General features: G+C 55.4%; 15 protein-coding genes. 6 read left to right on the top strand and 9 right to left on the bottom strand.

Annotation, left to right across the window (positions count from 1 at the left end; genetic code table 11):
• The coding region (locus PA6_RS16845; protein ID WP_043216856.1) for a DEAD/DEAH box helicase at positions 1-697 on the bottom strand (697 nt) is incomplete at its 3' end.
• Entirely contained in the window at positions 694-1278 is a 585-nt protein-coding gene (locus tag PA6_RS16840; RefSeq protein ID WP_021218872.1) for a hypothetical protein, read from the bottom strand. The genes PA6_RS16845 and PA6_RS16840, both read right to left, overlap by 4 nt.
• Positions 1279-1388: 110 nt before the next feature.
• On the opposite strand from PA6_RS16840, the gene PA6_RS22885 reads away from it, so the two are divergent.
• Entirely contained in the window at positions 1389-1604 is a 216-nt protein-coding gene (locus PA6_RS22885) for a helix-turn-helix domain-containing protein (protein WP_021702156.1), read from the top strand.
• Between the two features lie 30 nt (positions 1605-1634).
• On the opposite strand, the gene PA6_RS16835 is transcribed toward PA6_RS22885, so the two are convergent.
• From PA6_RS16835 to PA6_RS16815, 6 genes are all read right to left on the bottom strand, one after another.
• Positions 1635-1994 (bottom strand): hypothetical protein, encoded by a 360-nt coding sequence (locus tag PA6_RS16835; protein WP_021218871.1) that lies wholly within the window; start codon positions 1992-1994, stop codon positions 1635-1637.
• Between the two features lie 98 nt (positions 1995-2092).
• Complete coding sequence (locus tag PA6_RS23450) at positions 2093-4750, bottom strand: hypothetical protein (RefSeq protein WP_021702155.1); 2658 nt, start codon at positions 4748-4750, stop codon at positions 2093-2095.
• Positions 4750-6354, bottom strand: a complete 1605-nt coding sequence (locus tag PA6_RS23445; RefSeq protein ID WP_021702154.1) for a hypothetical protein — start codon at positions 6352-6354, stop codon at positions 4750-4752. The genes PA6_RS23450 and PA6_RS23445 overlap by 1 nt, the downstream gene beginning before the upstream one ends.
• A complete protein-coding gene (locus PA6_RS22880) occupies positions 6351-7502 on the bottom strand; it encodes a tyrosine-type recombinase/integrase (protein ID WP_143481290.1) in 1152 nt (383 codons plus the stop codon). The genes PA6_RS23445 and PA6_RS22880 overlap by 4 nt, the downstream gene beginning before the upstream one ends.
• Before the next feature lie 278 nt (positions 7503-7780).
• Positions 7781-8053, bottom strand: coding sequence for an HU family DNA-binding protein (locus PA6_RS16820; protein ID WP_021702152.1), 273 nt, complete (start codon positions 8051-8053; stop codon positions 7781-7783).
• Positions 8054-8336: 283 nt separating this feature from the next.
• Positions 8337-8504, bottom strand: coding sequence for a rubredoxin (locus PA6_RS16815; RefSeq protein WP_021702151.1), 168 nt, complete (start codon positions 8502-8504; stop codon positions 8337-8339).
• Between the two features lie 231 nt (positions 8505-8735).
• On the opposite strand from PA6_RS16815, the gene PA6_RS16810 reads away from it, so the two are divergent.
• From PA6_RS16810 to PA6_RS16790, 5 genes are all read left to right on the top strand, one after another.
• Positions 8736-9284, top strand: a complete 549-nt coding sequence (locus PA6_RS16810; protein WP_043216851.1) for a chorismate--pyruvate lyase family protein — start codon at positions 8736-8738, stop codon at positions 9282-9284.
• Between the two features lie 59 nt (positions 9285-9343).
• The gene (gene ubiA, locus PA6_RS16805; RefSeq protein WP_021702149.1) at positions 9344-10237 is read left to right on the top strand and encodes a 4-hydroxybenzoate octaprenyltransferase; all 894 of its coding nucleotides are present in this window, start codon (positions 9344-9346) and stop codon (positions 10235-10237) included.
• Positions 10238-10323: 86 nt separating this feature from the next.
• A complete protein-coding gene (gene phoB, locus PA6_RS16800) occupies positions 10324-11013 on the top strand; it encodes a phosphate regulon transcriptional regulator PhoB (protein ID WP_021702148.1) in 690 nt (229 codons plus the stop codon).
• A 21-nt stretch (positions 11014-11034) separates the two neighbouring features.
• Positions 11035-12339 (top strand): phosphate regulon sensor histidine kinase PhoR, encoded by a 1305-nt coding sequence (phoR, locus tag PA6_RS16795; RefSeq protein WP_021702147.1) that lies wholly within the window; start codon positions 11035-11037, stop codon positions 12337-12339.
• Positions 12340-12413: 74 nt separating this feature from the next.
• A complete protein-coding gene (locus PA6_RS16790; protein ID WP_021702146.1) occupies positions 12414-13754 on the top strand; it encodes a hemolysin family protein in 1341 nt (446 codons plus the stop codon).
• Positions 13755-13772: 18 nt separating this feature from the next.
• Here PA6_RS16790 and PA6_RS16785 read toward each other — a convergent pair whose 3' ends face one another.
• Positions 13773-14045: a hypothetical protein gene (locus PA6_RS16785; protein ID WP_021702145.1), complete on the bottom strand. Its 273-nt coding sequence runs from the start codon at positions 14043-14045 to the stop codon at positions 13773-13775.

Here is a 14045-nt window from a genome sequence, read left to right as displayed (position 1 = left end):
CCGCAGACTCACAGAGCAACTGATTAAAACTAGGGAAAAGTCGTACTGGGTTGTCACCACTGGACTCCTCCGTCAGCTTCACAGAGTGATTGTCCAGCAGCACGATGCGAGGGGCGCGACAAACATTATCTGAAATGGCCTCGCGGAGCCCGTAGCGGTAGTCGCAGACTAATCGACCTTCTGCTGTCGAATAGCGAGCCAGTGCAATGCCCTTATCATCGGAACGCCAAGGCGTCCCTGAGAGCGCCAAGGTGAAGGCTGCCTGATCCTGGACGTTCTGGATGATTTGCTGGCCCCAAGCATTGCTCAGAAGGAGATCATGACCGGCGCAATGATGAATCTCATCGAAAATAGCCAACACTCGATAGTTTTCTAGGAGCGCCCAGAAAGCTTCATCCTGGTAGTCCATTGCCTGATAGGTACAAGCAGCTCCCACAGCACCAATGAGACCATCAAGGCGCCTACCCAAGACCTTGGAAAAGGTAGATCGGAAACCTTCGACGACTTGGCACGAGGGTGCGAAACAGAGCACAAGATCGATCTTGTCCAGCTGGAGCAAGCGATTGGCAAGCTCTGCAGCCATCCAAGTCTTTCCAGCCCCAGGCGTAGCCTGACAGAAGAAGTGCGGCGCAACAGCGTACCGTTCTAGGGCAGCATCAATGCATCGACGCTGCCATTCTCTTAGCGTCGACTTCATGCTTTGGGTGCGAAGGTCTTTAGAGTTTTCTCGACCGCTCGAAGGTGCCCAAGAAGCCGAGAGCTTCGATCTCGCGCGTCGAAATATTCCACTTCAACCCTAGGCTTTAGGTGGGGCATGTCATCAAGGAGTTGCTTGTACCGCTCCGTTTCGCCCATCGACGTCAGAAAGTCGAGGCGAATTTCCTTCTGCAGTGATTCCAAATGCTCTAGTACGTCTGCCTCCGTGACGGAAGGGGACACCGAAGCTGAACTCCCAACCTGTGGTAACTCCAGCAGTGGAGGAGAAGTCGAAGTGAATCTGCCATCCACAAGCTCAAGATCAAGACCTGAAGGGATTGGTCCTAGATGGTAGACCTGACCGCGCTTTCGTCGCACTTCGTCGTAGGTAACCCAGCCCACGCGCAGCATCCGTCGAATCTGCTCATACACGTAATAACGAACTTCCGTGATGTCAAAGCTCACGCTGCCTAAGCACTGGGCGTAGGCGTCACGCAGATCACGAGTCGTAAATTTCGCGAACCTATCCTGCTGCAGCAGCTGGTACAGCCGACTATCGAAAGTGAATGAATCCGATTTCATGCGGGTACCTGGAACGGGTCGCGCGGAACAGCCGAAAATACGGATTATAGTCCGTGGCCGAATAGTCCGCAAACACAGGATAGTGCCGGCTCACAAGAGCCGAGGCGGCCATGGGTCAGCTTGCGATCGCATTGGGCAAGTCAATCCGAGCACATAGGAAAGCCAAGGGCATTCCACAGGATGCCCTAGCGTTGGCATGCAAAATTGATCGGAGCTACATGGGACGTATCGAGCGAGGCGAGGTAAACCTCACTGTTGAAAAGCTGTACAAAATTGCAGAAATACTTCAGTGCGAGCCAGCGGCACTACTTCCCGCAGTCTTCTGACTCACCACCTAACGCCCTACAGTGAGCCTATTAGGTTTCCTTTGATGGAAGCTTGATCACCTTGGCTGCTTTGCCTGCTTTCCTGAACAGCGGGGTCTCCTCCAAGAACTCAGCAGGGTCGATATTCTTTCTCCTAGCAATCATCGAGGCGTAGAGCACTCTTTCCCGCTCCCTGCTCAGCTGCCGGGTTAATTCTTCGACCTGCGCCTTCAGCTTAACGATCTGTTGGTCGTATTCGCGGATCCTGGCAGTTTCCAAAGAAACTACCTGATCAAAGTACTGCTCTCCTCCTGCGTAGTTCTTTGTCAGGCTTTTAACACGCTGAAACTCGCGGACAAAATCCTTGTTTCGCCAGAGAGTAGGCTTGGATATACCGCATTTCTCCACCATGTAATTCCAGCAGAAGAGCTCTGGTGAAATCAATTGCCTCTCAAACTGCTGGAGAGTAGAGAAAGCAACATCCCATTGATTAGCAGATATAGTCACTATCAAGTCGCCCCGCACTGAAAGACACAGTCACTCGGGATAGAACCCTCATGAACAAATGGTTGATAGTCTTGACTTTGTTCAACCTGCTCCTGAGTGAGAACAATATCAGAACGATCCAGTATGTAACTTGCATTTCTGAAAACCGTCATTTGATGCTCAATATGCATCTCAACAGACTCAACCGGAACGTCCGGCCTATTAATTGCTTCGAATAACCTGGAAAGCTCATTCTCTGCGCGACTGCGCTCCGCCTCGATCTGCTTTACTTGTATTGGATCAGACATATCCACTACAAATTCCCGACAACCTTTCCCAGCATTTCCGGTTAAGCATTTTAGGTGAAACTCACAGGGCTTGAGGTTGATGTCGCGAAAACAATGACCGAGGGGGCCATAATGAACAGTTTGCAGAGTGTTGTTGAGGTAGCCTTGGATATGCTCATCTGAAACATTAGTCCCAGACCAAGACTTGACCTTATTGGCTAGCTCACCAATGAACCTAGACTGCTCAGAGAGCATCAATTCACTTACTTTAGCGGCCCGCTCTCGTGGAGTCTGATGATCATAATGATCGCCTTGACTGTCAGTTCTACCCATCCATTTATTCACGATACTTGCAGCTAAGCCCGCGCGAAAAAGAGAATTGGTTTGCCAATGCCTTCCCTTGTGGCTTTGAAAAGACTTAATCAGCTTCTCATCTGCAGCAATGCCATAGCGGAAGAACGCCGAGCGGGCAATATTGGTCGGCTTTATTACATGCAGTACAGCATGATAATCAAAGATGGAAGGTAAGTATTCATTATACACGCCACCCAGAGAGGCCGGAACCAAGAACAGGTAATCAGATACCTGCTGATTTATTCCAAAGGATGCAGAGCTTATTTGCATCCCATCCGCCAAGAATTCTTCCTTAATATCCTCAACTAGCGCCGCAGAAACTCTAGAGTTAATTGAAACAAAAGAGCTCTCCACAGCATCAATAATACTGCTTTGATCAATTAGAAAGCCATACGCAGCACGATATCTAAGCTCTGATGGCAGAGGTGATGGTCTATAGAAATTTTTTCGCGCACTAGAAAGCTTTAAAAATGAGTAAAAGCTTCTCTCTGAATCGAGTGCCACTGAGGTCAGTGTCTTCTGGTTAAAAAACTCAGGGAATAACTGCTCAGCATCAAGCACAGGAATGTACTTGGCTTTATCATATCCGCCACCCACAACCGTACGCACTGCAAGTAGGGCGTCCGCGCGACTTAGATAGACAGTTCGACGCCCGTGTAAAGAGGGCTCCCCGGTGAATGCAAAACATTCAAAGGATGACATGATCCAGAGTTTCAATTTATCTTTGAATGCGAAACGATCTTTAGACCCGTTCTTAGCCGGCTGACGGCCATGGAGGATTTCGAAAACCTCATCGTAAAGCAAAAAGCCGCGCCTTAACTCGACAAGCTCTTTGATGCGCTTCTTAAGATCCCTACCTTGCACATAGTGAGCGCATTTTTTCTTGCCTAATGGCTTAGAAATCAAATTGAAGCCATTGGCTCTATAGAATTTCAGAAGCGAAGCAGCAGACGTAGAACTCGAAGCAACTGGTAGATATTCAGCAAGATTCTTCAGCTCAATCATTTCATCGTCTGAAACGCTTTTCAAAAGATGCAGACGAGATTTTGTGTCGGCGACATTCGAGCGGACCTTGCAGTGCAACCTCTCGAGAGCGTTCTGCACTTCGGACTCAATTTTATTTGCTCTTGCGTGGAATCGCTCTTTCAACTCGTCAGCAAAGGAGCCGTTCTCAATGCTCAAAGCCCGAGCTCTGTAGGGCTGGCAAATATTATTGATGCTATCAACCGCATCGCTGAATGCAGACCGCCACATGGTAGGGACATATCTAGCAATGGGCTCAGACCCTTTTTCGGTCCAGACCCGGCAATACATTTCTCCGCCTATCTCAACCAAACAATTTTTGGGGAGACGAAGAATTTCACCTATTCTCAGACCCAATCCAAACTGAAAGACCTGAGTTAAAACTGCAAGATAATCAATTTGCGCTCTAAGGCTCCCATCCCACTGCGTCTTGATAGCCCATTTTAACGCGATTATTGCCTTAATAAGCTCTGGAAGGGGCAGTTTGTCACCAGCCTCCAAGCGGCCATATTTATCTCTCTCCTCAAGGTCGTGTGCACCAATCAGATCGAAGTTCTGCGGTGCCAACCCGGAGTCGAATAAGAAACGAACAAAGTAGTTAATCGCTCTACAAGGACCTGCGGGATATTTGTACCTCGACTGCAAAAAGCCAAAGGTGCGAAAGTAATAGTCCTGATCTAGGTCTACCAGGGAAGTGGAGCCTTGCGATACGAAATTTTTAATGGGTGAAATCAAATCGCGCACGCGCGAGAAAGAAACTTGCTTGCTTGAGGCTCGTCTTTCCCATAAATAATTTACAATAAAGACCTTATTCAATAGCGTCAGCTCTTGGCTGCATGAGCCTCTAGCAAATAAGTTTAATTTTTCCCGCCCCTTATATCTCCAAACATCCTCCTGCCAGGTAGAGCCTTTAAAGACAACAAGCTTTGAAAATTGCACCTCAGCACTGCTTGCAAGTTTCTTTAGCTTTAGCAGCAACTCTTCATGCAGGATATCTCTAACCACTTTAACCTGCATTAGAATTCCTTAGAATTAATCAGCAAAACTTCATTGCCTTCTGAATACGCTATGGCGGCATGACAACCGGCAATTGCCTGGTCAATTACTGACACGACATTGGCTGTACTAATCATAAGTAATTGTTCCTTTCTCTCTATTAGTCCCTCCAATGCGGCCTCATGCGCTACAGTACTTTTGTTCGGACAAAATCTACTGCAGGAGTAGCAAGTAATGGCTGGCTCCTCAAAGCAAATCGACTTTGATGCACACTTCCCAATAACATTGAAATTTCTGGGCTCACAAACCTGGCTATATACATTACCCTTGAGCTCACCTTCCTTCATCCATGCAGCCGTAAAGTGTTTCTGCTCAATGCGGTTCAGCGTCGCAGCCTCAAGAATTTCCCACATTTCGTGAGTAAAGCGAAAATAATGCTTAATACTACTTGTGCCTTCATGATCCAAAAGATCAGCTACTTCTTCAGGGGTGCAACCAGACATAACAGCCTGGGTCCCTACCGTGTATCGAAATCTATAAGCACACAAGTTGAATCTCTTACCGGTTCTAGGCGACAGAGGCAGTCTATGCTCATTACCCCAAAGCATATAATTAATTCGGCATGAAGATTTATGATACTGCACGGACATCTTCGCTTCATCCGCGAAATAATCACTCGAAATTCTCTCGTCATCTTCCCAATAGTGACTCCCTCGGGAATTACCGTCGGCCTCTAGATCTATAGCCTTAGGCGAAATAAATATGGGTAACTCCCCAGGATCGAAACCAATCGGGGTATCGGAAGAATTAATATAAAATTCTAGTAGATTGGCTGTTCTTTCTGAGAGAAGCCTGGAGCTGAACTTACTTCTTCTTTTAGCAGATCGCTGTTTCACACGCGGAACGTTCAAGTATCGAACGCCAGTTACAACGTCTTTGATGAAGTCTTTTCGCTTCAGCATAGAAAGCTGAATAGGCCTCAAGCCGAAACACAAACAGAGGTCCAAGATCAGACGAAAAGCTAGCGGGAGCGATTCGTTGTCTACTTGAGCAGATAGTATGGTGATCTCTTCTTTGCTAAATGGACCTCTTTCCTCATCCATCATAAAGAGAGACAAATACGAATTTTTTCTTCCCGAGTAGTCACGAAGCCTCATAAAATCTTCGTACTTATCTAGACACAACCATTCATATTCATGCAAGAGAGCGAACCGCAAGAATTCTTTGCAAGTCGAAATAAACTGCTGCCTATGTCTTCCGTTTAACGCAGAAACCTCATCAAGGAAGTCATTTAGACTAGTCCCTCTAGTCAACTCTTTAGCAAGCCTGTCGATGAATTTGAATTTATGCCGGACAGTTGAAGAAAGATTCCGCTCTAAAATATATCGCAAATAGCTTGCAACGATTCCCTTTAAGTCATAATCCAGATAATTTATATACTCAGACCTGAGATATGTGAACTCACTAGTATCATCGGGAACTATTATTACGTTTCGAAAGTCACCCTTAGAATCAAGTAGCTCAACTCGGTAACCTAGACGACTGCTTACGAATCTCTCATTCTCTTGGATATCTGAAATAATTTCAGCAGTAGGTGAAAGGCGTACATCCTTAGCTGAAATCATTGCTTATTTTCCTGCGAACGAAGTATCTCCTCCTGTAGAAGAACTTGCAGGCCTGCAACTTTGGCTTGTATTGACCCTCTAGAATAACGGTCAGGCATATCACTGTTTCTAGCCCAGCCTCCCGCTGCCTCCTGAATAGGCGCCTTCATTATCTTGCGGCTTAATCCACTAGCTCCTTTGAATTTCTTATCCAGCGCTTGATTCAGAAGATCATGAAATGTGTTACGTAGGCGGTGGGGGCTTAACAATCCAGAAAACTCAGGGTGCCGCAGGATAAGTTCATTCAATATCGAGTTTGGCGTTTGGACCGACAATGGATTTCCATCACGGCATGAAAGAAATAAATAGCTAGATCTCTGCCAGCCTTCGAACTCTTTTCTTACATGGACTATGTAATGCTCAATCAGGGATGCGAAATCATCGTGTAACTCAACTTGCCGACCATAGGTTTTTACGGACGGAGACTCTGCGCGCGGATAGTTGATTACATCAGTGTTCTTCAATATATCGAAATACTTCCTCCTACCCGTAAGCTGAAAATCGTTCAGCTTTAATAGTAGCGTCTCACCCTTTCTATTCCCCGCAAGCATCAGAAGCAGCAGAAATATATAGTTCCGCCACTTCACCTTTGACGACTTCCAAGGATTACTCTTATTACTATAATCAGGGTCGATGATAGTTATGAACTTCACCTGCAGCTCAGGAGTAAGGCCAATCTTGTCTTTCCTGTCGCCCTTGTAAGGAGACTTAAGGTACAGCTTAAATCCTGCGTCCATTCGTTCATATAAACGCTTTGCTGCCTTTAGCTGCTGTATATTTCGCGAATACTGCCCCTCGTAAAAGAGCCAAAGGTATTCTAAAAATTTTCTTGCTCCCCGCATTCTAGCGCTATACCAGTTCTCGCCCACTCGCTCCCCGGATTGTAGGCCGTATCCACAATATGAGGAGAATGACTCAATCTCACCGATAGTGAACGGCACAAGATCCACTATCCGCTGAATCAAATTAATATTCTTGCTCTCGCAGAACCTATACAGGGCCAGAATTGAATTCTGGTCCACCCTTATTGTGTTAGGTTTCGCACCATTATCGAATCGTTGTAGTGCATATGCTCCGGCAAATAGATCAATTTGATCGTTTTCAGCCACGAGCTGGAGTTTGAGCCCACCTAACTTAGTGAACTCAACTTGGACTAATGAATATCGAGAGGGCTTCAAATGACACACCGCACAAGAACGAGCGCGGCAGCCTAGAGGCAGCTAGATGAGGAGTCAATAATGAAACGAATTAACAGCTATACGATCATTTTTTCCGAGATGAAAAAAATGAAACACGTTTCAAGCCGCTGTAGAGAATGCATAAAATGAAAAGCCCCGACTAGCGGGGCTTACAGAGAGTTATCCACAGAAAATGAGATAATCTCTATTTAATTCACCGCATCGCGCAGGGACTTGCCCGGCTTGAAGGCCACGGTGTTGCTGGCCTTGATCTTGACCGGGGCACCGGTCTGCGGGTTTTTGCCGGTGCGGGCACCGCGGTGACGCTGCAGGAAAGTACCGAAACCGACCAGGGTGACGCTGTCCTTGCGGTTCAGCGCGCTGGTGATCTCTTCAAGCACGGCGTTGAGTACGCGGTTGGCCTGGTCTTTGGTCAGATCAGCCTTTTCGGCGATAGCCGCGGCGAGTTCAGGTTTGCGCATAGATGCCTCTTTGACGGTTTGTTGTTGTTGTGTCCGTGCTGTCCGTCCGGAACAGCGCCAAAGGCGCCGCAACGGCTCTGCGCTGCGGCAGACCTCTGGGAGAATGGCATGCCATCCGGGATGGCGCCAGTGTTGCCGGGCGGTTTGCACTGCCGATAGCACGACGATAGCGACAGAACAGCTGTCATTTCCGCCAGAAGCACGGCAATGGCCCGATTCATCCCCTCGGAAAAGCAAACGGCGGCCCTCAGGCCGCCGTTGCGATATACCGTGCTAGAGCGGATCAACCGATCTCGATCATCTCGAAGTCGGCTTTGCCCACGCCGCAATCCGGGCACAGCCAGTCGGCCGGCACGTCTTCCCAACGGGTGCCAGGGGCGATGCCGTCGTCGGGCCAGCCCTGGCTCTCGTCATAGATCAGGCCACAGACCACACATTGCCACTTCTTCATGCTCTACCTCATCGTGGGCCGTCTCTGGCGGACGCTGCCCTGGTTAAAAATTCGCCGGAAGCGTTTCTAACGTCGCCTTGGGCGACGGCCCTCTCGGGGTGGCCACCGGGGATGGCGAACCATCGGAAATCAGCAGGCTTTGTACTGACATGGACGTCGCCGCGCAAGTCTCCGGGGCGGCCCTTCGTCGTGCTAAGCTCGCCGCCGTCCCAGATCGCCGAAGCCGTCGTCGTGCCCTCCTCCGTCCTCGCCCATCCGCCGCGCTGGCTCAGCGCCGCCCAGCTGCATCCGGCTCCCGCGCCCCTGCTGCGCGACTGGCTGTTCGACCAGGGCTCGCTGACCCGCCGCCTCACCACCCTCAGCGCCGAGCGCTTCGCCGTGCAGCCACTGCAACAGGGCTGGCAGGTGCTGCGCGCCGACGAATGCGCCGCCCTGCAGGTGCCGGCCGGCAGCCTGGGCTGGGTGCGCGAGGTGTTCCTGCTGGGTGCCGGGCAACCCTGGGTATTCGCCCGCAGCGTGGCCGCTCGCCGGGCCCTGGAGGGCTCCGGCTTCGAGCTGGGCAAGCTGGGTAGCCGCTCGCTCGGCGAACTGCTGTTCAGTGACCGCGCCTTCGTCCGCGGCGAACTGCAGGCGTGCCGCTACCCGGCGGCCTGGCTGCCGGACACGGTGCGTGCCGAGCAGCTGTGGGGGCGCCGTTCGTGCTTCCGACGCGACGGTCTCGGCGTGCTGGTGGCCGAAGTGTTCCTGCCGGCCTTCTGGGATCACGCCGCCGCGAACTAGCGCCGCCCTTGCTCTGCGCAGGCTCGTATAATCGGCGCACCCGGAACGGAGACCCGCCGATGTACCAATCCTTCCTGCTTGCCCTCAACCGCGTTCACCCGCGCACCTGGGACTTCGTCCAGCTGATGCGCCTGGAGAAGCCGATCGGCATCTACCTGCTGCTGTGGCCGACCCTCTGGGCCCTGTGGGTGGCGAGCAAGGGCGTGCCGGACTTCAAGTGGCTGCTGATCTTCGTCCTCGGCACGCTGTTCATGCGCGCCGCCGGCTGCGTGATCAATGACTACGCCGACCGTCACTTCGACGGCCATGTGGCGCGTACCAGGGCACGCCCGCTGGCCGATGGACGGGTCACGCCGCGCGAGGCGCTGATCCTGTTCGCCGTGCTGGTGGCGCTGAGCTTCGTGCTGGTGCTGTTCACCAACCTGACCACCATCCTGCTGTCGTTCGGCGGTCTGGCCCTGGCCGCCTGCTATCCCTTCATGAAGCGCTACACCTACTACCCGCAGGTGGTGCTGGGTGCGGCCTTCAGCTGGGGCATGCCGATGGCCTTCAGCGCGGTGACCGGTGAGCTGCCGCCGCCGGAAGCCTGGCTGCTGTACATCGCCAACCTGCTGTGGACGGTGGCCTACGACACCTACTACGCGATGACCGACCGCGAGGACGACCTGAAGATCGGCGTGAAATCCACTGCCATCCTGTTCGGCGAGGCCGACCGCCTGATCATCCTCACCCTGCAGGGCCTGGCCCTGCTGTGCCTGGCCATGGCCGGCGCGCGCTTCAGCCTGGGCATCTGGTTCCTGCTCGGCCTGCTCGGCGCCGCCGCCTGCTTCGCCTGGGAGTTCTGGAGCACCCGCGGGCGCGAACCGCAGGCCTGCTTCGCCGCCTTCCTGCACAACCACTGGGCGGGGCTGGCGATCCTGCTGGGCATCGTCGTCGACTACGCGCTGCGCTGAAAAAGCCCGGCGCAGAGCTGTCATATCGCTGCAATAATTCCGTTATCTAATGCGGCGCACAGACAAGACGACCCGAGGCTCGATCCATGGTTGGCAAGAACATCCTCATCGTTGACGACGAAGCCCCGATCCGCGAGATGATCGCGGTGGCCCTGGAGATGGCTGGCTACGACTGCCTGGAGGCGGAGAATACCCAGCAGGCCCACGCGCTGATCGTCGACCGCAAGCCGGACCTGATCCTGCTCGACTGGATGCTGCCGGGCACCAGCGGCATCGAGCTGGCGCGCCGCCTCAAGCGCGACGAGCTGACCGACGACATCCCGATCATCATGCTCACCGCCAAGGGCGAAGAGGACAACAAGATCCAGGGCCTGGAAGTCGGCGCCGACGACTACATCACCAAGCCCTTCTCGCCGCGCGAGCTGGTCGCCCGCCTCAAGGCCGTGCTGCGGCGCACCGCGCCGAGCGATGGCGAAACGCCGATCGAAGTCGGCGGCCTGCTGCTCGACCCGATCAGCCACCGCGTCACCATCGACGGCAAGCCGGCCGAGATGGGCCCCACCGAATACCGCCTGCTGCAGTTCTTCATGACCCACCAGGAACGCGCCTATACCCGCGGCCAGCTGCTCGACCAGGTCTGGGGCGGCAACGTCTACGTCGAGGAACGCACCGTCGACGTGCATATCCGCCGCCTGCGCAAGGCCCTCGGTGAGGCCTACGAGAATCTGGTGCAGACGGTGCGCGGCACCGGGTATCGTTTCTCCACCAAGAGCTGAACAGTCGTAAGGAAGCGCTAGGTGAACCAAAACTGGCGCGGCGCCCTGGCGCGCCGCCTGCTGTTGCTGATGGCCGCCTGCGGCCTGATCGGCCTGATCACGGGCCAGTACGCCTGGGCCCTGGCCATCGGCCTCGGCGCCTACCTGCTGTGGCACCTCAAGCAGCTGCTGCGCCTGCACGCCTGGCTGCGCGAGCGCCAGCCGGACGACGCACCGCCCGAGGGCTACGGCCTGTGGGGCGAGGTGTTCGACAGCATCTACCACCTGCAGCGCCGCGACCAGCGCGTGCGCGGCCGCCTGCAGGCGGTGATCGACCGCGTGCAGGAGTCCACCGCCGCCCTGCGCGACGCGGTGATCATGCTCGACAGCGAGGGCAACCTGGAATGGTGGAACCGCGCCGCCGAACAGCTGCTGGGCCTGAAGACCCCGCAGGACAGCGGCCAGGCCATCACCAACCTGGTGCGCCATCCGCGCTTCAAGGAGTATTTCGAGGCCGGCCAGTACCAGGAAGCGCTGGAAATTCCCTCGCCGATCAATGACCGCCAGCGCCTGCAGCTGCAGATCACCCGCTACGGCAACAACGAGCACCTGATGTTCGTCCGCGATGTCACCCGCCTGCACCAGCTGGAGCAGATGCGCAAAGACTTCGTCGCCAACGTCTCCCACGAACTGCGCACGCCGCTGACGGTGATCTCCGGCTACCTGGAGACCCTGCAGGACAACGTCGAAGAGGTCAACCCGCGCTGGCTGCGCGCCTTGCAGCAGATGCAGCAGCAGGGCTCGCGCATGCAGAACCTGCTCAATGACCTGCTCCTGCTGGCCAAGCTGGAAGCCACCGACTACCCCTCGGACAACCAGCCGGTGGCGATGGACCTGCTGTTGCTGTCCATCCGCAACGATGCCCAGGCGCTGTCCGGCAGCCGCAACCACCGCATCAGCCTGGAGGCGGACCACCAGGTGCGCCTCAAGGGCAGCGAGGCCGAGCTGCGCAGCGCCTTCTCCAACCTGGTGTTCAACGCGGTGAAGTACAGCCCCGAGGAGAGCGAGATCCGCATCCGCTGGTGGGCCGATGAACAGGGCGGGCACTTCAGCGTGGCCGACAGCGGCATCGGCATCGAAGCCAAGCACCTGCCGCGGCTGACCGAGCGCTTCTACCGGGTCGACTCCAGCCGCGCCTCCAACACCGGCGGCACCGGCCTGGGCCTGGCCATCGTCAAGCACGTGCTGCTGCGCCATCGCGCGCGGCTGGACATCACCAGCGTGCCGGGCAAGGGCAGCACCTTCACCTGTCACTTCCCGGCGCAGCAGCTCAGCCGTCGCGAGTAGCGGCGGCGCTGCGGCTTGCAATCGCCCTCGTCAGCCGCCACCCTGTAGCGATCTTTCGCCAGCCCCAAGCACCAATGGACCCTTCCAGTAGCCTTTCCACCTCCGCACTCTTCGCCGATCTCGGCCTCGTGCTGTTCGCCCTGTTCCTCGTTCTGCTCAACGGCTTCTTCGTCGCCGCCGAGTTCGCCATGGTCAAGCTGCGCTCGACCAAGGTGGAAGCCATCGCCGAGCAGAACGGCTGGCGCGGGCACATCCTGCGTACCGTACACAACCAGCTGGATGCCTACCTGTCGGCCTGCCAGCTGGGTATCACCCTGGCCTCCCTGGGCCTCGGCTGGGTTGGCGAGCCGGCCTTCGCCGAGCTGCTCACGCCGCTGCTCAGCGCCATCGGCATCGAGTCGCAGAAGCTGGTCCACGGCATTTCCTTCTTCGTGGCCTTCTTCATCATCTCCTACCTGCACATCGTGGTCGGCGAGCTGGCGCCAAAATCCTGGGCGATCCGCAAGCCGGAGCTGCTGTCGCTGTGGACGGCCGCGCCGCTGTACGCCTTCTACTGGCTGATGTACCCGGCCATCTACCTGCTCAATGCCAGCGCCAACGCCATCCTGCGTGTCGCCGGCCAGGGCGAGCCGGGGCCGCATCACGAACACCACTACAGCCGCGACGAACTGAAACTGATCCTCCACTCCAGCCGCGCCCGCGACCCCAGCGACCAGGACATGCGCGTGCTGGCCTCGGCCGTGGAGATGGGCGAGCTGGAGGTGGTGGACTGGGCCAACTCGCGCGAGGACCTGGTGCACCTGGCGCTGGATGCCAGGCTCGACGAGGTGTTCACCCTGTTCCGCCGGCACAAGTACAGCCGCTACCCGGTGTATGACGAGACCAGCGGCAGCTTCGTCGGCGTGCTGCACATCAAGGACCTGCTGCTGCAGCTGTCGCTGTTCGAGATGCTGCCCTCCAAGTTCAACCTGGCCGACCTGATGCGGCCGATCGAGCGGGTCACCAAGCACATGCCGCTGTCCGAGCTGCTGGAGACCTTCCGCAAGGGCGGCGCGCATTTCGCCCTGGTCGAGGAAGCCGACGGCAAGGTGGTCGGCTTCCTGACCATGGAAGACGTGCTGGAAGTGCTGGTCGGCGACATCCAGGACGAGCACCACAAGGCCGAGCGCGGCGTGCTCGCCTACCAGCCGGGCAAGCTGCTGGTACGCGGCGACACCCCGCTGTTCAAGATCGAGCGTCTGCTCGGCATCGACCTCGACCATATCGAGGCCGAGACCCTGGCCGGGCTGGTCTACGAGAGCCTCAACCGGGTGCCGGAAGAGGACGAGATGCTCGAGACCGAGGGCCTGCACATCATCATCAAGAAGATGAAAGGCCCGAAGATCGTCCTGGCCAAGGTGCTCAAGCTCGACTGAAGCACTGGCGCGCCGGACTCAGGCCGCGCGCGCCTGCTCGGCGCCCGGCAAGCTCAGGCCATGATCCAGATGCTGATCCACCAGCCACTTGCCGTGGGCCAGCGAGGCGCGCTGGGCGCTCTCCAGATCGGCCAGAAAGGCGAAGCGCAACGGTAGCGGGATGCGCCTGGTGCTGTGGCCGTCCGCCAGGGTGATCTGGCAGCCGGCCGCCCAGGGCGTGGGGATACCCGGATGCTCCATGACCACCGCCTGAATGACGTGGTCACGGTAGATGCAGTGCTGATTGTTCAT

Source organism: Aquipseudomonas alcaligenes NBRC 14159, assembly GCF_000467105.1.
In the GTDB taxonomy this organism is placed as follows: Bacteria; Pseudomonadota; Gammaproteobacteria; order Pseudomonadales; family Pseudomonadaceae; genus Aquipseudomonas; species Aquipseudomonas alcaligenes.
Note: the sequence above shows the minus strand (reverse complement) of the source record. Positions and strands in the feature narration are given on the sequence as shown.